A 23,686-nucleotide genomic window follows, 5' to 3' on the forward strand; every position below is an offset into this window, starting at 1 on the left:
CAATGGACAGGCGATCGATCGGTCTAATAGGAGCCGGTCACGTTGTCCGGACTCGGTATCTGCCTCTTCATTCCAAGCGGGATGATTGCAGGGTCGTGGCCATTTGCAGCCGTAACGTCCAGACTGCGAAAGAACTGGCCGCCGCCTACCACGTCGAGTCGGTATATTCCCACTACAAATATGTTCTGGAAAGGGCCGACATTGACACGATAATGATCTGCACCCCTCCGTCTGTTCATACCGAGATCGCTTTGGCGGCAATGCAAAGCCACAAGAACATACTGTTGGAGAAGCCCATATGCAGTGACTACTCTGACACCCATTCCCTGCTTCAACAAGCTGCAAGCTATTCCCACACTTTCTATCCTGTTTTCAACAACCAATTCAGGGCCGAGAATCATTGGCTTATTGAAAGCGTGAACCGGGGAACCGTTGGAAAGCCCAGGTTAGTCAGCTTCGAGTGGTTTAGGACTGACCCCTTCCTCTCAAAGGCCTGGTTGCACAGTGCGAGTGAATCCGGAGGCGGGGTGTTGATGGATTTTGGGGTGCATCTGCTGCAAATGGCGCTCCTACTGCTGCCGACTCGGGAGCGTTTCGCAGCATGGTGCGTCAACTTGGACCACGGGCTGCCCAATTCAACGGTTGAAGACACGTCCGCGGCAATAGTGACCGTGGACGATAACGTCATCGTGACAATCAGGGCCGGCTGGGACATGAGGATGTCCACCAAGGCACGAGTGCGCCTCGAAGTGTTTGGAACGGAATCTCACATTTTGAGCACGGATTATACAGGCCCCAAGGCCGACCCTCTGGAAAGACTGATGGATGATTTCTTCAGCCATGTTGAGGCCGGGACTTCCCCTGATCTGGCAATCGCGGACGACACTATGAAGTTGGTGGACGCATTGTACCGGTCAGCTCAAACAGGGTTGAGAGTCGTGGATGGTTTTTCCCGCGCAGACTACACAGGCGAGGCATGACCCGTTGAACCGGAACCGGACAATATGATTATAGGAGTTGATTTTGACAATACCATAGTCACCTACGATTGCCTGATGCACAGCGTCGCAGTGCAACTCGGGTTCATTGCCGCGGACATAAGCAAGACTAAGAAACAAGTGAGGGATGCTGTTTGGCAATCAATTGAGGGTGACGAAGCGTGGCAGAAGGTCCAGGGGGTTGTGTATGGGCCAAGGATGGGAGAAGCCAAGCTGATCGGCCAAGTGGATACTTTTTTCAAGCTATGCAGCAAAAAAGGCGTGGAAGCTCACATAGTAAGTCACAAAACAGAGTTCTCGAACTATGATGCCACCCATACCAACTTGCGTATGGCCGCCACTGAGTGGATGCGGGCCAACGGGCTATTCGATCCTAGCGGAATGAATCTACCCGAAGGCAATGTCCATTTCGAGTCTACCCGAAAAGACAAAATCAAACGTATAACCGAGCTGAAGTGCACCCATGTTATAGACGACCTCGAAGAAACGTATTTGGACGAGTCCTTTCCCTGCGGCGTCGAGAAGATTCTCTTTAATCCTCACGGCGAAAAATATTCCGCGGTTGGCGTGAGATCCGTGACAAGTTGGGACGAGATTATCACCTATTTTTTTGGTTAAGTCGGATGGCTTAAAAGGCTCGGCGGTTTTCGAATGGTTCTCTCTGCAAAGCGTAACCATTCAGTCTTGCAGGGGTGGAAGGGATCCTTAGCCCTGAAGGGGCGTACCAATGGTAGCCACGGGTGTAACCCGTGGACCGGAAGCACTGCCACAGCCCTGAGTCACCGACCCTGAAGGGGTCGACCAATCCCGAAGTCCAACTTACATTCATGGGCGACCCCTCCAGGGTCGGTGATCCAAACGATTGTGTGGGCCATTCTCCACGGGCTTACGCCCGTGGCTACCGTCGGGCTGCCCCTTCGGGGCATGGGAGACGCTCCCGCACGTAAGTGAATGATTGCTGCAAAGCACTTAGAAACCTTGACAACTACAGACCCATCGGAACTGGTCCCAGCGATTGAAAAGCTGACGCGTACCGTGGTTCGGTCGGTACGACCCTTGGGCGGCGGACGGAATAGTCAGGTTTACGAGGTGCACTGCCAAGACTCTGCAAAATACATTGCCAAGGTTTATTTCCGCCACGAGGGTGACCCTCGAGACAGGCAAGCTGTCGAAGTGGACAGTTTGCGTTTTATGCGAGAAAACGGAGTCCGGCCAGTCCCCGGAGTGATCGCCGAAGATCGCGGGCTGGGACTTGCGATATTTGAGTTCTTGGAAGGCCGGCCAATTGATTCCCGGCTTGCGACAGAAGCCGACGTAGAGCAATGTGTCCAATTCTTGATCTCACTGAATCGCCTTAAGGACCGAGACGGGAGCGAGCGGCTTCCCGATGCGTCGGAAGCGTTCTTTTCTATCGAGGATGTCGTGGGGAACCTTTGGATGCGCCTGGACCGACTGGCCAAATGTCCCAACATGGAAACGCACCAAAAGGACTTTCACGATTTCCTGAACACCAGTCTCATGCCCTCGGTTGAAACGATTACTGCCTGGTGCACTGATGAAGCCGGGAAAATCGGTATCGGTTTTGCTTCCAGAATCGGTCGAGACCGGCAGACTCTCAGCCCTTCGGACTTTGGCTTTCACAATGCCCTCAAGACTGAAACCGGCCGCATTATTTTCCTCGATTTTGAGTACTTCGGATGGGACGATCCAGCCAAAATGGTATGTGATTTCATTCTTCATCCGGGGATGGAGTTGCGCGAGAGCCTGAAGCGCTATTTTTTTGACGGCATTCTGGAAGGTTTTCACGAATACGAAGCGCTTGCAACGAGAATCAAAGTCGTATACCCTCTGTTCGGCCTGAAATGGTGCTTGATAATCCTCAATGAGTTTCTTCCCAGGGAGTTTCTCCGAAGGAATTTTTCCGCCAAAGGGGCACTGGATCGGAGAGAGCTACAAATGAAACAGCTCGCCAAAGCGAGACTCATGTTGGAGAGAACTTTGAATGAGTACGAAAACTTCACTTGCATGCCCTGACGACAGAGACTTGGGCTGTTCGGGCCTTGACGCACGATCAATCGGCCTGCGGAGGCAAATTGTCCGTGTCATGGAGATGGCCCGAAGAGGCCATCTGGCGTCCGCTTTTTCTTTGGTCGAGATCCTTCGCGTTCTTTACGACGATGTGCTGCGTTACGACCCCAGCAATCCCGGGTGGCGCGACCGTGACCGATGCATCCTCAGCAAGGGTCACGGATGCTTGGCTCTCTACGTCCTACTCGCGGACAAGGGCTTCTTTCCGGAATCGGAGTTATGGAAATTCTGCAAAAGCGATGGAATCCTGGGAGGGCACCCTGAATACGGTAAAATCCCGGGAGTGGAAGCATCTACGGGGAGTCTCGGGCATGGTTTACCTATAGGGATCGGATTTGCCCTCAACGGGAAGTACGAAAAAGCCGATTATCGCACCTTCGTGATCATTGGTGATGGAGAATCGGACGAGGGCTCCAATTGGGAAGCGGCTATGTGCGCGTCCAAGCACAAGCTTCAACATCTGACCGTTATCGTGGACTACAACAAGTGCCAGTCCTACGATTCCACGTTCAACGTTTTGGACCTTGAGCCTTTTGCAGACAAGTGGAAATCCTTCGGTTTTGCTGTAACCGAAGTAGACGGCCATGACGTGAAAGCTTTGAAAGAAGTGCTCTCCCGGTCGCCTCTCGATCGCGACAAGCCCACTGCTGTCATTTGCCACACGGTAAAGGGCAAAGGAGTCGCATGCATCGAGAATGATTTGAGATGGCATCACAAGAGCAACCTGAGTGATGAGGAAATACGAACCCTTATCCAAAGCCTCGAGGTTGCATGATGCGCAGAACCTGTCTGGACCAAGTCTATGAAATGGCCAAGTCCGATTCAAGGATCTTCTTCATCGGATCTGATCTGGGGTTTGGGACCTTGAGCCAATTCAAGGAAGAGATTCCCGATCGTTTCTTCATGGAAGGTGTCGCGGAAGCCAATGTGATAGGGATGGCAGCAGGACTGGCTTTGGAAGGCAAGATACCTTATGTGAACACCATCGCCACGTTTATTACGAGGCGTTGTTTCGAGCAGATAGTCCTGGACGTGTGTCTGCACAATGTTCCGGTGAGGCTTATCGGGAATGGAGGCGGCCTGGTTTACGCGCCTTTGGGACCGACTCACCTGGCGGTGGAGGACATCGCCATCATGAGGGCTTGTCCCAACATGACCATCGTCGCTCCCGCGGATGCGGACGAAATGCGCCGGTTAATGCCCAAGACCTCTGACTACCCGGGTCCCATTTATATCCGCTTGGGCAAAGGGGGCGATCCGATAGTCACCACCGACGACGTGCCGTTCGAGATTGGCAAAGCCATTCCTATGCGGTCGGGATCCGATGCGCTCGTGGTGACCACCGGCGTGACTTTGAGGCAGGCCCTGGAAGCCTCGGGCTCGCTCAAAGGTAAAGGGATCGGCGTGGCTGTTGTTCACGTTCCTACGGTTAAGCCTCTGGACGTGGAGTGCATCCTGTACCATGCGGCTAAGGTGCCTGTGATTGTAACTGTTGAGGAACACACCATCGTTGGCGGCCTTGGCAGCGCAGTCGCGGAAGTGGTTGCAGAGGCCAATTTCGACAGTATCAAACGTTTTTCACGTATCGGCATTCCTGATGTCTTTCCAGAGAAATACGGGTCTCAGAACAGCCTAATGGAACATTACCGTATCTCCTCGGGCGAGATTGTCTCCACCATTGACAGACTTTTAAAACTATAGAACTCACAGAGAGGCAGGATATGGGTCGATTGCTGAACCTTGTTACACCACTCCACAAGATGACCAAGCGTGATTACATCGGCCGCATGGTGGACGATAAAGTCCATTGCATGTTGAAGGCCAAGGAATACGAGTTCGATTACTGGGACGGTGATCGACGCTATGGTTATGGCGGCTACAGATATATCGACGATCGCTGGAAGAAGGTTGCCCAACCGTTGATCGAAATGCACAACCTGCCCCCGAACGCCAAGATACTCGATGTGGGCTGTGGCAAGGCATACCTGCTCTATGAGTTCAAGCGATTATTGCCGGAGGCTGAGATCGTCGGATTTGATATATCCAACCACGGCCTGGCAGACGCCAAAGAAGAAGTCAGGGGCGATTTGATTCGGTATCGCGCCCAGGACAGGTACCCGTGGGGAGATAATTACTTTGACCTGGTTATTTCTTTGGGCTGTCTCCATAATTTGCGAATTTTCGAATTGCAGACTGCCTTGCAAGAGATCGAACGCGTGGGAAAAAACGGTTACGTCATGCTGGAGAGCTATCGCAACGAACAGGAACTCTTCAATCTTCAGTGTTGGGCTTTGACCTGTGAGTCCTTCTTTGATACGGCCGAATGGATTTGGCTGTACAATCATTTCGGTTACACGGGAGATTACGAATTCATTTATTTTGAATAATGGCCAGAAAAAGGACTCACCGTGCAAATACAAAGAACCAAAGCGGCCATTTTGGCGGAAACCAAGAAGCCCCTTGCTGTGGCGGAGATTTCACTGCCAAGAGAGCTGCATTTCGGTCAATGTCTGGTGCAAGTACACTATAGTGGAATATGCGGAGCCCAGATCAACGAAATCGAAGGCGCCAAGGGACCTGACAAGTTCTTGCCCCACCTTTTGGGACACGAGGGGGCTGCAACGGTCCTGGAGGTTGGGCCGGGAGTCAAGACGGTCAAACCTGGCGATCGCGTCTGTATGCATTGGCGACCCAGTGACGGGCTTCAATCAGATACTCCGAAGTACCAATGGGACGGCAAAACGGTGAACGCCGGCTGGGTGACCACGTTTAATGAGCACGCAGTTGTCTCCGAGAACCGTCTCACACCGGTTCCGGAGGATTTTAATCTCGAGTTTGTCCCTTTACTGGGCTGCGCAGTGACTACGGCTGTGGGTGTGATCAATAATGACGCGGCCGTGAAGATCGGCCAATCAGTCGTCGTATTTGGTATAGGCGGAGTAGGATTGAACATAGTTCAGTTCGCCAATTTGGTTGCGGCCAATCCAATCATCGGGGTGGACATCGTGGACAGCAAGCTGGATATGGGAAAGCGATTCGGCGCCACAGTCTGCCTCAATTCAAAGAAAATTAAGGACCTGGACCCTCAAATTCGTAGCATCGTGGGTAATAAGGGAGCAGATGTTGTGGTGGACACCACCGGCAATCCACGTGTCATCGAGCAAGCATACGAATTAACGCATCCTGACGGCAAGACGATTCTGGTCGGTGTTCCGACCAAGGGAAACAAGGTCTCCATATACACGTTGCCGTTGCATTTCAAAAAAGTGCTATCCGGGTCCCACGGCGGTAGCGCGGAGCCGCACGTGGACATCCCTCGCTTGGTGGGATTGTGGCGAGCTGGAAAGCTGAATTTTGACGGGCTGATTACGCATCGATTCAGCCTTGACCGGATCAACGAAGCGCTGGACCTTGTGCGCAGCGGGGAAGCAGGAAGGGTCCTTATCGCGATGTAATCCGGCTGCCCGCGGCCCGCAAATGCGGAAGGGATAGGCCCGTAAGCGGTTGCCGCCTTCGCCCGTGTCGGAAAGAAAGAGGCGCCCTTGCCGTGACCGAAGAGAAAACCAAGGAACTCCAATATCAGGCTCTGCTGGACATTCGTGACGCCGTCGGAGTGGCCAAGCTTGGACTTATGACCAATCAGGTATGGCATGACGACCCTCGGCGCCTGGTTTTTACCCTTTCCAGGTACAAATTTATCGCAAAGATGCTCAGCGGAAAGCGCAAGGTCTTAGAGGTGGGATGCGCTGACGCGTTTGGTACGCGAATTGTGCTGCAAGAGGTTGGGGATATCGTCGCGGTCGACGTTGACCCGATCTTTATCCAGGATGTCAAAGACCGGGTGACTGAACGCTGGAAATTCGACTGTCGCGTTCACGACATACTTTCCGGCCCCGTGCTCGGGACATTTGATGCGGCATACTCACTGGACCTCATCGAACACATCCCCAAAGAGGACGACGAAAGGGCCATTCTGAATATTACCCGATCTCTCGTAGAAAACGGTGTTCTCATCATGGGCAGTCCGTCGATGTATTCACAGGCTTATGCATCGCCGCAGAGCAAAATCGGACACGTAAACTGCAAAACTCAGGACGAACTCAAGGCTCTGATGCTGAAATTCTTTCATAATGTGTTCATGTTTGGAATGAATGACGAGGTCGTTCATACCGGCTTTGCCCCCATGACCCACTACCTGATTGCAGTGGCGGTCGGCAGGAGAACTCTGGCGTGAGACCCGGGACGAACGCAAGAATTCGTGCCGATTTCCGTAGAACCGCTTGACTTTGCCATTCCCACCGGGGCAATTCGAAACCTCATCGCGGAGCCAAGCACCAAGGGTTTGCACAGTTTGATCTCCTCTTCTGCATCCGCACCTGTCACTTTGGTTGTGGGATCGGATGGTCTCGTCGGGCGTGCCCTACTGAGTCATTTGAGGCGAGCAGGCAGGTCAGCGGTGGGGACCACGAGACGTGCTGAAATGGTCGGTGAGGCCTGTCTGCCCCTGGACCTCTCGCAGGACCTCAGTCAATGGCAGTGCCCGTTCCCGGTGAAGGTGGCTGTGCTGTGTGCCGGTGTCACCAGTCTTGATGTTTGCAGGAAAAACCCTGAAAATACGGAACTAGTGAATGTTCGAAGCCTGACGACCCTGGCACGGAATTTGGCTTCCCAGGGGGCATTTGTAATTTTTCTGTCTACTAATCAGGTTTTTGACGGGTCAGTGGCGTTCCGGCACGAGGACGATGCATATTGTCCTGTAACAGAGTACGGCCGGCAAAAGGCCAGAGCGGAGCAAGAGATCGCCCGTCTCGGAAACGCGGCGGTAATTGTTCGCTTCACAAAGATCCTTGGACCAGGCCAGCCGCTGTTCGCTGAATGGGCCAAGGAAATGAAGCGTGGCCACACTATCCATCCTTTTTCAGATATGTACTTTGCTCCCGTGCCATTGTCTTGTGCGGTCTCGGTGTTGGGTCTGGTGAGCGATCGGCTCCTCTCGGGAATACTACAAGTATCGGCCAGTACGGACCTGTCTTATGCAGATGCTGCATTCATGGGCGCTGAGATCATGGGAGTTCGCAAAGATCTGGTTCAACCGGTTCAGGCTCGGGAAAAACTCGGTTTAAGTGAGCCCATACCCGGGAACACCACCCTTAACATCGATCGGATCAGGTCCCATCTGGGCATTGAGCCCCCGGATGTTCGATGGACCATTCAGACGGCTTTCCTCAACCCTAAGGCCCTCGGGGGTTTTCCCCAAGATTGATGTCAACACGGGTTCAAAGAAGGGACCGAGAGTGAAGCCGGCCCTGGCGGGGCCGCCGATGAACCGGCCTGTCAAGGGTGCTTATTTGGACGCGTATTGGCGTGAAAGCTGCCGTCCAAGCTTCAGGCTCCGTGTAGAGGCACTGGAGCTTGTACCGATAACTGGAAATGACTCTACAGGGAAGGCGGAATCTTGGATCGTCCCACACTTTCAGTAATCTTACCTAATTACAACCATGCGCAATTTCTGCCCACAGCCCTTGACGCCATGCTGGAGCAGTCGCACCCTCCTACTGAAATACTTGTCATTGATGATTGTTCCACTGATAACAGCCTGGAAATACTGACGGAATACGCGGAGAAGTATCCCACAATCAAGGTTTTTCGCAATCAGCAGAATCGGGGAGTCATCTATAACCTCAACGTGCTGTCCAATATAGCTTGCGGGGAGTTTCTCTATTCCGCTGCCTCCGATGACATTGTAATGCCCGGACTTTTTCAGAAATCTGTAGAAATGCTTTGCCGATATCCACAGGCCGCCTTTTGCAGCGCGTTGTGTTTGGAAATCGATGACAAGGAAAGAAGCCACGGGGTAGTCGACACCCCGGGCGTTCCGCAAGAGCCCGGTTACATTGCTCCCGAACAAGCAATGTCCATTCTGGAGAATTTACTATTGGAGCACTCTCTGCACTGGTTCCACGCTCCGACAGTGGTTCAACGGAGAGAAAGCAGGCTCCAAGAGGGAGATCTCGATCAGAAATTACGGCATGCCTGCGACGGCTTTCTTTATCAGGTGATGGCGCTCAAGCACGGATGCTGCTTTATCCCGGAGCCCCTGGCCAAATGGAGGAAAATGGCGACCGCCTATTCGGTTGTAGGCGAAACAGATGTGAGCATAAGGTCGCAGATAGTTGAGCGGGCCAAGATGTTGATGGTGTGCAATTATCCCGGACTCTTTCCAAGCGACTACGTGAAGAATTGGGAAAAGAAGCACCTTTACAATCTACAGAAATTTGCGCTCGTAGACTTGAATCAAAGCAACCGGAGATTTTTGGCCAACATAGGTCGGACCAGGTACAAGCCCACCGTCGTCGGAAGCCTGCTTTTGCGGCTGTTCTCCCTTGGAAAACGAATTGAATCGGGAATTCTGGCGGTTGCCGTGTCTGCCTCACTGGTACGCAGCTCTTTCTTGCGCTCAGTCTTAAGGTCTGATTTCCGGTCCAACATGTGGCGGAAGTGGAAGCGGTTGAAACTTCTCACGGTCGAAGCGTGGACGGAGTTCGTGCGCCAATCGCGAGAGATGGGGCGGGACATCCGGGTGGAAAAGAGGCCTATACCGGGGCTCAGCTCACTGACAATAGCCATTGGAACTATACTTGGAATAGCTCTGGCCTCGGGCCTTCGGGTAGCCGGGCTTTTCGTGTTGATCCGGATAGGGAGGATCGACGCGGGGAATCCGGGAGAGATGGCAGCCTTCAGCGAAATGTACCTGTGCCAAAGAGAGTTGCGGCTGACGCGATCCCGCACTCGATTCGAATTCTTCTACTATGACCGACAGGTGACGAATCCCCAAATCTTTGAGATGTGCAAGCGTGCCCTTGGCCAGGTGTACCCGGGTATGGCGTACGTGGCAGCCGCAAATCAGAACTTGCCAGGCGCCCGACGTCACCTCTTGGAGCCGCTGGACATGACTGATAGCTACCTGAAGCTGGGGGCAACGGAGCCGCACTTGCGGTTCACCCCGGCTGAAGAAGATCAGGGGGTTGCACGACTTCGTGAGTTGGGCGTGCCTGATAATGCCCCCTTTATCTGCGTTCACGCCGGTTCCTTGAAGGAAGCAACCGGGAGTGGACAGTCCGCCCCGGCATCCGACTTCCTCCCCACAATGGAGGAGATGGCCCGCCGCGGCTACCGTGTGGTATGGGTAAGCGACGATGATCGAAAGAAGGACTTGATCATCCAAAATCCGATGATTGTCAATTATTCTGGGGATAAGCGGTCGGATTTCATGGACATTTTCTTGCCTGCAAAATGCCGTTTCTTCGTCGGCTCCTGGTCGGAGTTTGCAGGTGTAGCGACTACATTCCGCAGACCGGTTGTCCATCTCAACTGGATACCAAACTCTCGAAGCAGTTTTTATGGATGCGCCGATTTGTTCATCTTTCCTAAGATCCGCCTGTCCGATCAAATCGGCTTTATGGGTTTTGAGGATTCGATCGGTGTTTTTGAAAGCTTGGATCAAAAGAAACCTGGGGACACCGAGAAGGAAGATTGGCCGCTGCAATCCGGAGACGTGGACTTGACGCCCGCTGATGACCAGCAGCCTATGATGCCTGAAATGGACTGGAACTCCCCGGAGGAGATACTGGCCGTGGTGGTGGAAATGGAAGAACGTTTGAACGGTGCGTGGAAAAGCACCGACGGCGACGAAGCGATCCAAAGGGCATTACAGACTATGCTCAAAACGAAAAACACCGCTTTTGCCAGGTTGGGGATGCGGGCCGGGGCCGACTTTCTACGACAATTTGAAGCGAGTATGGTGTTGAGCGGTCTTTACCGATCACCAAGCCATTAGACGGAGGCAAAACGTGATAAAGAGGGCCATTCATTCGGCATTTCGGGCATTCGGCTTCGATGTTGTCAGGGCCAAAACGCTACAAAACGCAAGTAGTGACTCGGATCAAAGCCTATCTCAGGTGAAGCAGGAGACGTCTGAGATGCGGGAACGCGGCCACCGCCCCTGCGCCTCCGATGGCGCACCCGAAATTGAGACGGGCCCGGCCATGTTGGCCCCCAAGACTTTTAATCCAAACCACCCCAGCTATGATGCTACCGTAGTGAGAAACTTCCCTGGTTGCTTTTTCAACGTGTTCTCCCAGACCTCGAGAACTGAAAGCTCGCGAGCAAATGTCCTGTTTCAGCATTTTCTCAGGGAAAAAACCATGACATTGTGTGGCCCTGGTCCTGACAATTACGATTTCATGGCGGATCACGTCAAGGCGTGGACGGCAAATCTTGGAGACGACCCGGACTATCGGAACTTTCAGGAAAAGGTAAAGGACCTGGAAGACTTTATCTCATACCTCAATGCGTCCTTTCCGGGAAGCTACGCGTCCGGTAGTGTGGCGGACGAAGACGGGATGTTCCTCTATTACGTTGTTCGGCTTCTTCGACCGAAAAGCATAGTTCAAACCGGTGTCAGTAACGGATCCTCCTGCTCTTACATGACATTGGCACTGAAGCACAATGGAGACGGAGGCCGGCTGCATGCCATCGATATTCCGGCCGTTTACGATCCCGATGACCCCTCGTGGCAACAGCCCAGACCCTATGGGGTCTGTATTCCTCCCGGTCGATCCTCCGGGTGGTTGGTGCCGGATGGCCTGAAGAGTTCTTTCGATTGCTGGAACGGTGACGCCAAGGAACTGTTGCCGAAATTGCTTGAGGACGTGGGTTCGGTCGATATGTTTTACCATGACAGCGATCACAGCTACGATCACATGTGGTTTGAATTCAACGCGGCCTTGCCTTACATGACCGGGCACGGGTTGATTATTGCCGATGACATAGCTTGGAACAGTTCCACATGGGATTTTGCCCAGGCGATCGGATGCTATGCTTTGAATCATCGTGGATCTCAAGGTGTGATCTTCCTCTGAACCCGATAAAAGCACTTCTCGAGACAGGCTGCTCAGCTATGACCGTTTGATCGTTCAGGAAAAAAAGATTATGTCAGCGAACCCAAGCTCACTTGTCAACAAGAACGTCTCGGCAATGCCTTACCACCAGCAGTTGATCTGGGGCAGAGAGGTTTTTGTCAACCTGTTTCGTCAGCAGATCAAAATCCGTTACCAAAGGTCTTTCTTCGGTTTCTTTTGGTCTCTGTTGCATCCGATATTCACGCTGGCTATCTACAGTTTCGTGTTCTCCGTCGTCCTGAGAATCCAGATGGATAATTACGTGATTTACCTGCTGACTTCACTGATGCCGTTCAGCTTCTTCATGGCCTCGGTGAGCGCAGGGACTGAGTGCCTGGTTGTGAACGCGTCCTATTACACCAGGCATTACGTTCCGAAGATGATTTTTCCGCTAGTGTCGGTATCCATCGCATTATTCGATTTCGTTTTAGGCTATACAGTACTTCTTTGTGCGGGCCTTTTTCTTGGCTTCTCCTTTTCCGTCAGTCAGGTCATAGTTCCGGCAAGCCTTGTGTTGTTAACCGCATTCACGGTTGGGTGCACCCTCACGGTCTCAATACTGGGGGTCTACTTCGCGGACACCAGACACATAACGGGAATCCTGATGCAGATCCTTTTGTACGGGTCTCCCGTGCTGTATCCGATCACAATGGTACCGCCCCAGTATGTTGATCTGGCAAAACTCAATCCTCTCTATTTCTTTGTCAGCAACTTTAATGGACCTCTGTATTTTCACACGTGGCCGTCCGTTGGCCACCTCTTGATTTCAGCCGCATTGGCACTGGGCATGCTGGTGATAGGCATAGCCGTGTTTCGCAAATATGAAAGGGACGTGGTTTTCGTCGTGTAGCAAGACAGCAGAGTGGCATATGAATAATACGAGTCAATCCGACGACAACGTTATGATTAACGTGGAGAACATCGGCGTACGGTTCGACCTTAGACCGCCACGAACCCTCAAAGGTGAGATTATCCGCCTGTTCAAGGGGTCTTGGAATTCCAGGCGGAGCACATCTCATCTCTGGGCGGTTCGAGATGTCTCTTTCACAGTCAAAGAGGGTGACTGTCTCGGCATAATCGGCCCAAACGGCTCCGGCAAAACCACCTTGCTCAGACTCATTTCAGGGGTCTATCCTCCGACGACAGGAAGGATTCAAACCACCGGGAGCATGTTTCCTCTGCTTCAAATGGGCTTAGCATTCAACCCGGAGTACACGGGGGAGGAAAACGTTTATTTGTCCATGGCATTCTTCGGCCTGGGAAAACGCGAAGTTCGGCCGTTAATAGACCATATTTTCAGCTTTTGCGAAATGGAAGACTTTAGACATCAGCCGGTCAAGACCTTCTCCCTGGGAATGTGGGCCCGTTTGGCGTTTACGATAAGTATGTGCATTGAATCCGACATCTTGATCTTGGACGAGGTCTTTGCGCCTGGCGATGCCTACTGGACTCAGAAAGGCCTCAAGAGGCTCGAGAGCCGGATGGGGTCATCCAAAGTGTTAATTATGGTGTCGCATTCCATGGATCATATAAGAGCGTATTGCAATCGTTGCATTTGGCTGGATCACGGGCGGATTGCCAGCATCGGTGGGCTGGAGGTCGTTGACGAATATCTTGAAAGCGCAAGCAAACGACAAACTTGATCCTCATGATGGCCCGAAAAGAGATAACTCCAACTAGACTCCGGTTCGTGAACCAGGAGTCCGGTTTTTTGAGGCAGGTGTTATGACCCGCTGTACGGCCTCGCCGGAAGCCGCATGGCGGACCATGTTTTCAAGCCGGCCAATTTCAAGTGAGAGCCTCTCCAACCTTGGGCGGCTGTCGAATATTGATTCCCCTGTGGCTGTAATAGTGGTCAACTACAATAGTGGGCCGTATCTGGAACGTTGCCTTGCTGCCCTGGCCATGCAAAGCGAAGTGAATTTTTGCGCCATAATCGTGGACAACGCCTCTCAGGACGGGTCAGCGTCTTGCTGTCAGGAACTCGACGAGAGATTTGCGTTACTTCAGCTGGAGAAGAACATCGGCTTCGCCGCGGCTAACAATCTGGCCGCCGGGTGCGTGTCAACAGACTGGGTTGCGACCCTGAACCCCGACGCAATTCCCGCCGGTGATTGGCTCAAGCGGTTGCTCGAAGCCACGGAGAGACATCCCGGTGTAGCTATGTTCGGATCCACACAGGTCAATGAGTCCAATCATTCGATTCTGGAAGGAGCGGGAGATGTATACTCATGTACAGGTCTGATGTGGCGCGGACAATATGGACATCCGGTATCGGAACTCCCCGAAGAAGGCTTTGTTTTTTCTCCGTGCGCTGCGGCCGCGCTTTACCGGGCTGATGTCTTCAGGCAGGTAGGCGGATTCGACGAGAATTTCTTCTGCTATTGCGAGGACGTTGATTTGGGGTTCAGGATGAGGCTGCTCGGCCATGAATGCGTGCAGGTCAAGGATTCGGTGGTTTTCCACGTAGGATCTCAGAGCGCGGGCAAAAAAAGCGCTTTCAGCACGTACTACGGCTTTCGCAATCGGCTTTGGACATTTGTCAAAAACGTGCCGGACGTGTTGATCTGTTTTTTGCTCTTACCCCATGTGCTCGTCACAGTCCTGCTGCTGTTTCGAGAGGTCATGAGCGGGCAGGCAAGGGCTGCGTGGGCAGGGCTGGCGGATGGGATCACGGCCCTCGGGCCCGTTATGAAGTCCCGCCGGGAGACCCAGAACTCCAAGAAAGCCTCCACTCTTGCCATTGCAAAAGCAATGACGTGGTCACCTCTGAAAATGCTACATCGTTCCTCTGATGTCAGGGCATCAACGTGCGAGGCGAGCAGACCTGAGACTCGATAAAAAGGTGTTTTGGCGCAGGAGCTGAAATGTTAAGAAAGTTGATAAAACGTTTTTTTGCGTCCCGGGGGTACGCCATTGTCAAGGAATCAGAAATCCAGCGGTTGCGTGCGGAATGTTTACAATTGAGACAAGAGCTTGCAGAGGTTGGGGCCTTGACAGAGGTCGCGGACAACTCGGATCGCGCAGCTGAACTGGTCAACAATGTTGTGTCCCGGGTGCTGACGAAAACGCACAGGAGCGTGTTTTGGGGAGACAGATTACTTTCCCTGGACAAGGCTTCAGGATTCTACGAGGACCCGGATTTCAAAAAGGCATATGAGGAGATACGCGGATCTCACGACTATGACCAATATTCGGGCCCCGATGGCATCGCCTGGCGCCTGCATACGCTGGTTTGGGCGGCCAAGTGCGCCGCACAGGTACCGGGGGATTTTGTCGAATGCGGAGTCTTCAAAGGCGACATGTCCTGGGTTGTTGCGAAGTCTGTGCGGTTTGCCGAGATGGACCGAACCTTTTATTTGTATGATACCTTCGAAGGGTTTTCCCACAAGTACTCCTCCAAGGAGGATTTTCCTCACAATCCGGGGTTCTTTGAATTTGCTCAAGAAGCTTACAGCAGCGGCAACTTGTTCGAATACGTTTCCGAAAGATTCGCACAATTTCCAAATGTCAGAATTGTAAAGGGTGTTTTGCCCGATGTGCTCGAAGAGGTCTCCCCTCTTCAGATCGCGTATCTTCATATTGATATCAACTCGCCGGCAGCGGAGAAAGCGGTTTTGAACAGCCTCTTCCACAGAGTTGTGCCCGGTGGAGTAGTAGTTTTCGATGACTATGGATGGCTGGAGTTCTTTAAGCAGAAACAGGTGGACGACGAATTCATGGCTCGTCAGGGTTATTTCATCCTGGAACTACCGACCGGCCAGGGACTGGTTTTCAAGAGATGAGCCAAGATCAAGACAAGACTAGGCCCACTTTTATCGAAGGTTATTAAACTGGAAGCGCTCTTCTTAAGAAGACCATCTGGAGGTCATGTGGGAGTCCGGTTACAGCGTTTTTGCAGTGAGGAGGGTCGATGGCTGTTATAGCACTAGTGTGTATGTATGATCACAGAGCGCTGGGCGTCAGAAGTATTTCAAATGCATTGCAGGCAGCCGGACATCAAGCGATAGTTGTTCATTTCAAGCTTCCCGCTACGGGTTTTACGCCCCGATACTCGGAACATGCGACCCATTATGAATCAATCTCTACAACGGAATTCGGAACCCATTTCGGGATTCGAACCTATAATTTTGACACAAACCCGTGGACCCATGCGGAGATCACCCTTGCCAGAGACCTCCTTAGGACCATCAGACCGGACATAATAGGATTGTCAACCAGGAGTTGTTATGAAGAACAGCTCTCTGAAATTATTAGTATTCTGGATGTCCCAGGCTCGCTAAAAGTGGCAGGAGGATTTGGTGCCACCTTTAACCCTGATCTATATCTGGAACACTTTGACTGCGTTTGCGTGGGACCGGGTGAGATAGCCCTCAGGAACATGGCCGACCGCATTGATCGTCAGGACAAACCTTTCACCGGGATCGAAAACCTCATTTACAGAGAAAACGGGGCAGTGGTTCGGAACCCCCTGCAATTTCATGGGAAGGAGGATTTCCTCTACAATTTCGCTACACTTTCGGTGAGGCACTTCGTTGTTGAGGGCGGACATGTCTTCTCAGCCGATCCTTTTCTGCAGAAAAAGCATATCCCATCCCATAGCGACATGGCCAGCTACCATACCATGGTAGGAATTGGCTGTGTAAACAACTGCCACTTCTGTTGTGCGGGGAAAATGGCACGGCTGTCTTCGGGAAGAAACAGATGGATGAGGCCCATTGAAAATGTGATCGAAGAACTCAAGTTCGCCAAGGGGTATGGATTCCAGAAGGTAGTGTTTTTGGACTCGTTTTTGATGGCCCCAAGAAACTACCTTATTGATTTCTTCAGTAAGTACGAGAAAGAAATTCGTCTTCCCTTCTTTGCGCAGCTTTACCCAATTCAGATTCTGTCTCATCCAGACATCCTGGATGCAGCCGTTCATGCAGGCATGGATTACACGGCGGTCGGCCTCCAGTCAGGTAGCGATCGTGTCAACAAGAATGTCTTCAATCGCCACACGACCCTGCAAAAGATTGTGGAGTTCGCCGCTCTCTTCGAGAAGTATCCCTCGGTTATGATTCAATACCACCTCATTACTCACAATCCCTTTGTCGACGCAAATGCCTTCGAAGAGACCCTTGACACTATCGGGAAATTGCCCAAAAAAAGGGCCGAGTTAGTGCTAATAAGACTTCAACCGTTTCCAGGGACCGCCATAGCAGACATGGTGCGGAAACTGCCAGAAGGTACCGGGTTACTTAAAGATGATTTTGACAGGAGAGCATTGTTATATACGCTTCGATTCCTTATGGGCGAGGACGAATTCAAACCCGTTTTTACCAATGAAACCCGTTATGACTTTGAAAAACTTCTGGAGCTCGTGGCGACCAATATATCTCGCTCACCTGTGGCCGCCTGTACGAAGGCAGGACCAGAAGCCTCGGAGGGGTCAAAAACGGGGTCCCTGGGCAGTAACAGCGATGAGTCGTTTACCCGAAGGAATGCCATGCCAAGTGATCATCGAGAACCGATTCAGCAAAGGAGACCTGAAGAATGTTTGACAAGGGCCAGAAGATTCACTCTGGCTGTCCTGAACTTGATAGAGTCCTTCGGCGATTTTTTGGTGAGGGGGGCCAGATGGTCCAAGCGGAGACTCTAGAAGGCTGTTAGGAGATGTCAGCATGTATGTTCCAGATATGATAGACTTTTTGGCTAATCTTCGACAAACTGGGGCCATTGGAGAAGTCAAGCATGTGCTCGAAATTGGTGCTCAGGAGATTTTTTGCACAGGATTTGAACCGAGCGTCAAGAGATTTGTTCAAGCGTTCTGTCCAGGGCTGGAGATACCGGGGGGATGTCTGAAAGAGCTTTCACACGGACCGGCTCGGAACCTATACCAATTCGTTGGCTGTTCTTATTCCTGCGTGGACGTAATTGAAGACCCCGACCATGTGTTCCTCAGAAAGCTTTTTGACGTGAATTTTGATGAAGTCTCCGCTATTGAAAGAAACAAATATGATTTGGTTACCAATCTTGGTGTAACTCATCATGCGTTCAATCAGTATAATTCCTTCAAGGCTGTCCACGACTTCGCTACTTGTGGAGGCTATATGTTCCATTATCTTCCGTTTATGGGAAGATATGACGATCTCTTTTTTTATCATCAGCCAATTTTTTTCGAGCGTCTGGCCATGGCGAACAATTATGAGATAGTGGGATTGTGGCTGTTCCTACCCGGGGACCATCTGACATCGAGGGCCATTGTCCCATGGAACCGACGCGTGTGGGACTATATTAGGCTGCCACTGGCAGTTGATAATCAGTACTATGTGCTTGCCGCGGTTTTTCGCAAGGCCATGGACCATCCCTTTTGCGCGCCGGAAACTGTTTCACAGGGTGTCGCCATGTCAAAGCCCGTCATCAGCTCCGCCATGTTCAATCTTTTCGGAAACCTGCGGAAGAGGTGCAAAATCGATAAACCTGGTCGTTTCTTGGCGATTGGGGACCCTATTCTGGCAGAGGAACTTGACAGACGGCATCTGGGAACATTCATTGAGGCCATGAATCCGAAGGCCGATTACGAAGGCCGCCACGACCAGGATGTTTCATCGTTCAACCAGTTGGCCCTGGTTCTGGAGAAGATGGGTTGTGAATGTGAGATACTGCTGTCGACGGTTCACAGTCTTGGAAGGGAAGTGGATAACTGTCATGATCTCAACCAGTTCCGGGTTCCTCAAGGTCAGAGGGGCGGTTTTGATTTAGTCTGCAATTTCGGTGTTTCCAATAACATCTTACATCAACAGAATTTCTTCGAGTTGGCCCATGATTACACTTCGGTCGGGGGACTGATGGTGCACATAGTACCGTTCATGGGTTTTAGCGATCAGGACTATTTCATGTACGATGTGGTTTTGTTTGAGGAACTTGCCCATACCAACGGATATGAATTGCTCGGCAAGTGGCTCAGCATTCCGTCGGGAGTGATACCATTAGAAGAGGGAGTGTACCAGTACCTTCGTGTTCCGGAAAAGGAGAGATCCAATCTGCTTTGGCTATGTGTCGCTCTCACCAAGCGTCATGATACCCCGTTCATGATACCCTTCCAGGCTTTTTACAAAAGATTTAGGGATAAGCTGGTGGGAGAGCGCTACAAAATGGTGCTGAACGGCGAAATGTGTTCGGACACCACTACACCATGGATTCCCAGGCGAGAGAGATTACGGGATGAGGCAGCCAAAGTTAGAGATGTTGTGTTGCCCGCCATCACGGAAGAAGTGTACGGTTATATCAACAAATGTGGGGTCAGAATGCCCGGCTTGAGTTTATCGGGCACTGCTCCCAAATCGAAACTTGCTCCGACGCGAAACAGGGCGGGCATATCTATAATCGAGGCCACGTACGGCTGGAACTGCCTGAAGGAGCCCGCTCAGGAATCGTCGTGCTCAAGGGTGGCTCGGGGAAACGTTACGGCCGCGGTTGCGCTGGAATGCGACGGTGAAGAGGAATGTGAGTTTTACATTGATGTGAACAAACTGGGCGACCCGGCAAGCGGTTTATCCAAGGATTTCAACGTGAAATGGCGATACGGCGATAGCGAAAAGGTGTACGAGGCCTATGTCGAGGCAGAAGCTCATGGGAAGACGGTGCGAATTTCTCGCGCGGGCTCCGGCCTTGGTTCAGACGGAAGAGGCAAAATTTGACCACCCTCGTGAATAGACAGTGATCGGTCGATAAAAAGGAAGAAAGTTCATGGCATTAGGTCCGCTAGTACTCAAGGTGTTCGTCGACTTGAAAAAAAGTGGCTCTTTCGCCGACATCAAATCGGTCATGGAAATCGGTAGCACGGATGTCGAATCCGAAAAAGATATTGCTGCACTCGAAGATTTCTTGAGGGCTTTCGGAGTCAACCCTGAGAAGAATCTAGTTGACCGAATAGCCGAAAAAGGGCCCGCGCGTCTCCTCTTCGAAACCGTCGGCTTCAAATATGGTTGCATAGACTTTGACGGACGTCATGGAGCGCTGCAATTGGACTTGAATTGGGATTCCGTGCCGCGGGAACACTACCAGGCATACGACCTGGTAATGAATCTTGGGACATCGGAACATGTTATGAATCAGTTCAACGTATTCAAGGTGCTGCACGACTTGACCAAACCCGGGGGTTACATGCTTCACGACGTTCCATTCCTCGGATTTCTCGACCATGGACTGTTTGTCTATTCCGCTCGTATGGTCTGGCATCTTTGCCGGGAGAACAATTATGTTCCGGTGTTTATGTGTATTGAGGCAGACACCGAGAGCTTCCAATTACCGGAGAACATTAGGGCTTCATTTGAGGATTTTTATGGCAACTTTTCGGATGTTAGATATCAGAACGCGGCGATCCTGGCACTTTTGAGAAAGACGGACGACAGAGAATTCGTCTGTCCGACCGACGTCTCTGACGTGAACTGGCGCCCCCCTGCGGGGTATGGCCGGGGGTACGGCAATTTCCTCGATGAATGCCGTCGGATGCGGTTACGGGAAAAGGTGAGAATCGTGAAAAGAATTCTGATCGGTTGAGACAATATTTTAAGAATCGCGCGGGAAATAAGTCTATTGGTTACGCTCACGTTTTCCTTAGGTGAACACAGCTCCGTCTTAAAGGAGGATTCGCATGGGTTTGGGTCCACAAATTCTCAAGACATTTCTGGATTTGAAAAACACTAAATCCTTCGACAACGTGAAATCAGTGATCGAAATTGGGAGCACGGATGTCTTTTGCGAGCAGCATGAATCTGCCGTCGAGGATTTCCTGAAAGCCTTTGGCGTCAATCCTGACCGGCATCTTGTCGACACTGTAGCTCGGCAAGGCCCCGCGCGTCTGTTGTTTGAAACCGTAGGATTCAAGTACTGTTGCATAGATTTTGACGGACATCATGGCGCGCTTCAAATGGATCTAAATTGGGATTCCGTGCCTCCGGACCACTTTCAGAAATACGACTTGGTCATGAACCTTGGAACCACCGAGCATGTCATGAACCAGTTCAATGTGTTCAAGGTGATCCACGACCTAACGAAACCCGGTGGATATATGCTCCACGAACTTCCATTCCTCGGTTTTCCCGATCACGGCCTCTTTATTTATTCTGCTCGTTTCTTCTGGGATCTTTGCCGTGAGAACAACTATGGCCAAGTCCGCATGGATATCGAAGCCAATCCTGTGCCGTACGCGCTGCCGGAAAACATCAAGGCCTCATTTGTCGATCCTTATTCACGCGTGCAGGACCTGAAATATCACGACGCAGGGATTCTGGCAGTATTGAAGAAGGCGAAGGACAGGGAGTTTGTCTGCCCGGTAGACATGTCTGACGCGAACTATCGCCCTCCGGCAAGTTATGGGTCGGGTTACGGTAACTTCCTCGAGGAATGTAGTCGACTGCGGCTGAGTGACAAGCTGAGGATCATCCGAAAGATCCTAACGGCTTAGACAATTGACCAATTCCCCGAAACGTCGAGATTGATGCTGCCACAACTATACAATCCCGTGATCGATGGCCAGTTCATGCCGTGGCGTTTTGGACGGTGTTGATGACAACTTGTAATCGACAAGTCTTCAATTACGGATGGCCAAGGCAGGCAGCGAGGGTCCATCGAACACCAGAAAAGGACCTATCCCTATGAGCAGCCCTCGAAAATTCCTGCTGGTCAAGCCCGACTACGCTTATTATCCCATGGGGCTTTCGTACGTCGCCTCGACTCTGGAACGCAGCAATGTCGCTTATGATTATGTTGATTGTTCCGTGGAAGAGCCGGATTGGCGCAGATTGATTGGTTCAGGAGAGTATTTCGCAGTTGGCTCAGGCGGGCTTGTCGCGGATTTCGGTTATTTGGAAAGGATGTTCAAACGAATCAAGGCGGCAGATAGCAGCATTCCCTGTATTATTGGCGGATACGTGGCTCGCGATGTCAATAACGAAATCCTCTTCAAGCACATTCCCGTTGCTTTTGCAGTCCTGGGTGAAGCTGAGGTCACCCTTCCTCTGTTGTTGGAGAGAATAGTCGCAAACGAAAATGAATTGGGGGACCTGAGAGGAATAGTTTACCGTGCCGGCGATGGCTCTCCTGTCAGGACCCCTTCGGAACAGCGGGTCGATTTGGCAGTGCTAAGGCCCCGCCCTTCTTTTACTTTTTTTGACCACTCGTCCTGGCCGGTTGGCAGCAAACCAATCCCGGTAATCACCGGGCGGGGATGTTCAGGGGCATGTCGGTTTTGTTCACCCTCTCACCGAACCTTCAAAGCGAGGGTTTTTGAGGACATCTTTCTGGACGTGGATTTCCTGGTGAATGATTTGAAGGTGCCCATGGTTCACTTCATGAACGAGATTTTTTTTGACGAACAGGACACTATGATAGAATTTTGTGAGGAATACGCCAAAAGGTATAACACCCCGTTTATGTGTTTGTTGAGAATGGATATGGATACAAAAGTTCTGCCTCATTTGAAGGCCGCGGGTTGCGTGCATATAGGCATTGGAGTCGAATCAGGGAGTAACAAAGTTTTGAAGCTTATGAACAAGGGGACCACGACCACGGACATACGTAGGTTTGTTGATCAGGCTCGAAAGAGTGGGTTTGTTAGCATTGAAGGCGGACTGATGTTTGGAAATGAGGGTGAGACCGAGGAAGATATTGCGGCGACACTGTCCATTGATAGAGAGTTGGGCATTTGTTGCAGCTTCGGTTACACGATCCCTTATCCGGGAACCGCGATATACCAGCGAGCGCGGAATAAAGGTCTCATTCCCGATGAATATAAGTTCCTGCAAATGCTACCGAAATTCTACTCTGGGACCGATTTCGTAACAGAACTGTTATTTCAGAAGAATTGGTTTGGAAAACCCATCCTACCCAATCTCACGGAGATTCCCGACGACCGGTTTGTAAAGGTGCTGCACAATGCCCTTATTCATTACCTGAAGACCTATGGGCTCCAAAATCCTCGGTTAGTTGTGCGAGACGACAAAATCTTCCTGGGCGGGTTCTGCCCGTCCTGTGGCACTTATGTAGAGCGCGAAATAAATCTCTTATCCCCAATAGTGAAGAATATCGGGTGTCCCAACGTGCCTATACATGAGTGCAACAATTTTTTTGCATTTCACGGTCACATATATGACATTCCCGAAATTAGGCACTATGCTCAGAGCGTTCGTGAGAGTCTCACTAAATGCCGGCAGATAGCAATTTTGGGAGATAATTTCAATATCAAATTCCTTTTCGAGTATGACATTTTTGGAATAAACATGGACAATGTCATAGCCATGGGAACCCATTGTCCGGAACGGATAGGCGACTACGTCTATTCGGATAATTACGGGAACTACACACCGAACTCCAAACTCTTGAGCCACGAAGAAATTATTTCCATGTCTCCGGAGGCAATTCTCATAGCTCTTTTGCTCCCTGACTGTGTCGAACAAAGACAAAAGCTGATAGACATGGGGTATCCGGAAGAGAGAATCTTTCTAATGTGCCCTCCGGAGTTGCTGCCCAAGCCTGGTCCCGCCAAATGCAAGGAATTTGCCTCTATTCCGACCCGAACGAGTTCCCTGAAGGACATTGCAAAGAAGATGGTCAGAAAAGTGAAGAAGATAGTCCGAAAAGGGCCTTGAACCGGAA

Annotated in this window: 20 protein-coding genes; all 20 read left to right on the top strand. The window is 51.4% G+C overall.

The window, feature by feature from the left end:
* Window positions 1–2: 2 nt before the first annotated feature.
* The 20 genes from HY913_09275 to HY913_09370 all read left to right on the top strand — a co-directional run bounded on the left by HY913_09275 (window position 3) and on the right by HY913_09370 (window position 23,679).
* Window positions 3–980: a Gfo/Idh/MocA family oxidoreductase gene (locus tag HY913_09275; protein MBI4963456.1), complete on the top strand. Its 978-nt coding sequence runs from the start codon at window positions 3–5 to the stop codon at window positions 978–980.
* A 24-nt stretch (window positions 981–1,004) separates the two neighbouring features.
* Window positions 1,005–1,616, top strand: a complete 612-nt coding sequence (locus tag HY913_09280) for a hypothetical protein (GenBank protein ID MBI4963457.1) — start codon at window positions 1,005–1,007, stop codon at window positions 1,614–1,616.
* 360 nt (window positions 1,617–1,976) lie between these two features.
* Window positions 1,977–3,032, top strand: a complete 1,056-nt coding sequence (locus tag HY913_09285) for an aminoglycoside phosphotransferase family protein (GenBank protein ID MBI4963458.1) — start codon at window positions 1,977–1,979, stop codon at window positions 3,030–3,032.
* Window positions 3,001–3,861, top strand: a complete 861-nt coding sequence (locus HY913_09290) for a transketolase (protein ID MBI4963459.1) — start codon at window positions 3,001–3,003, stop codon at window positions 3,859–3,861. Before HY913_09285 ends, HY913_09290 begins: the two co-directional genes overlap by 32 nt.
* Entirely contained in the window at window positions 3,861–4,787 is a 927-nt protein-coding gene (locus HY913_09295) for a transketolase (protein ID MBI4963460.1), read from the top strand. The genes HY913_09290 and HY913_09295 overlap by 1 nt, the downstream gene beginning before the upstream one ends.
* 20 nt (window positions 4,788–4,807) lie before the next feature.
* Complete coding sequence (locus HY913_09300) at window positions 4,808–5,473, top strand: class I SAM-dependent methyltransferase (protein MBI4963461.1); 666 nt, start codon at window positions 4,808–4,810, stop codon at window positions 5,471–5,473.
* A 21-nt stretch (window positions 5,474–5,494) separates the two neighbouring features.
* On the top strand, window positions 5,495–6,541 hold the full coding sequence (locus tag HY913_09305) for a zinc-binding dehydrogenase (protein ID MBI4963462.1): 1,047 nt from the start codon (window positions 5,495–5,497) through the stop codon (window positions 6,539–6,541).
* Between the two features lie 176 nt (window positions 6,542–6,717).
* Window positions 6,718–7,320, top strand: a complete 603-nt coding sequence (locus tag HY913_09310) for a class I SAM-dependent methyltransferase (protein MBI4963463.1) — start codon at window positions 6,718–6,720, stop codon at window positions 7,318–7,320.
* A 24-nt stretch (window positions 7,321–7,344) separates the two neighbouring features.
* Entirely contained in the window at window positions 7,345–8,349 is a 1,005-nt protein-coding gene (locus tag HY913_09315; GenBank protein MBI4963464.1) for a sugar nucleotide-binding protein, read from the top strand.
* Between the two features lie 192 nt (window positions 8,350–8,541).
* Window positions 8,542–10,923 (top strand): TIGR04372 family glycosyltransferase, encoded by a 2,382-nt coding sequence (locus HY913_09320; protein MBI4963465.1) that lies wholly within the window; start codon window positions 8,542–8,544, stop codon window positions 10,921–10,923.
* A 13-nt stretch (window positions 10,924–10,936) separates the two neighbouring features.
* Entirely contained in the window at window positions 10,937–12,007 is a 1,071-nt protein-coding gene (locus tag HY913_09325) for a class I SAM-dependent methyltransferase (protein ID MBI4963466.1), read from the top strand.
* A gap of 70 nt (window positions 12,008–12,077) precedes the next feature.
* Window positions 12,078–12,896 (top strand): ABC transporter permease, encoded by an 819-nt coding sequence (locus tag HY913_09330; protein MBI4963467.1) that lies wholly within the window; start codon window positions 12,078–12,080, stop codon window positions 12,894–12,896.
* Between the two features lie 19 nt (window positions 12,897–12,915).
* Entirely contained in the window at window positions 12,916–13,689 is a 774-nt protein-coding gene (locus HY913_09335; GenBank protein MBI4963468.1) for an ABC transporter ATP-binding protein, read from the top strand.
* A gap of 82 nt (window positions 13,690–13,771) precedes the next feature.
* A complete protein-coding gene (locus HY913_09340) occupies window positions 13,772–14,887 on the top strand; it encodes a glycosyltransferase family 2 protein (GenBank protein ID MBI4963469.1) in 1,116 nt (371 codons plus the stop codon).
* 26 nt (window positions 14,888–14,913) lie between these two features.
* Window positions 14,914–15,831, top strand: coding sequence for a class I SAM-dependent methyltransferase (locus HY913_09345; protein MBI4963470.1), 918 nt, complete (start codon window positions 14,914–14,916; stop codon window positions 15,829–15,831).
* Window positions 15,832–15,959: 128 nt separating this feature from the next.
* Window positions 15,960–17,687, top strand: a complete 1,728-nt coding sequence (locus tag HY913_09350; GenBank protein ID MBI4963471.1) for a radical SAM protein — start codon at window positions 15,960–15,962, stop codon at window positions 17,685–17,687.
* A 22-nt stretch (window positions 17,688–17,709) separates the two neighbouring features.
* Window positions 17,710–19,728: a hypothetical protein gene (locus HY913_09355; GenBank protein ID MBI4963472.1), complete on the top strand. Its 2,019-nt coding sequence runs from the start codon at window positions 17,710–17,712 to the stop codon at window positions 19,726–19,728.
* Between the two features lie 49 nt (window positions 19,729–19,777).
* Window positions 19,778–20,590 carry a hypothetical protein gene (locus HY913_09360; GenBank protein ID MBI4963473.1) on the top strand — a complete coding sequence of 271 codons (813 nt, stop codon included), beginning with the start codon at window positions 19,778–19,780 and terminating at the stop codon, window positions 20,588–20,590.
* Between the two features lie 94 nt (window positions 20,591–20,684).
* Entirely contained in the window at window positions 20,685–21,497 is an 813-nt protein-coding gene (locus HY913_09365; protein ID MBI4963474.1) for a methyltransferase domain-containing protein, read from the top strand.
* Between the two features lie 190 nt (window positions 21,498–21,687).
* A complete protein-coding gene (locus tag HY913_09370) occupies window positions 21,688–23,679 on the top strand; it encodes a B12-binding domain-containing radical SAM protein (protein MBI4963475.1) in 1,992 nt (663 codons plus the stop codon).
* Window positions 23,680–23,686: the final 7 nt, after the last annotated feature.

The organism is Desulfomonile tiedjei (genome assembly GCA_016212925.1).
Taxonomy (GTDB): Bacteria; Desulfobacterota; Desulfomonilia; order Desulfomonilales; family Desulfomonilaceae; genus JACRDF01.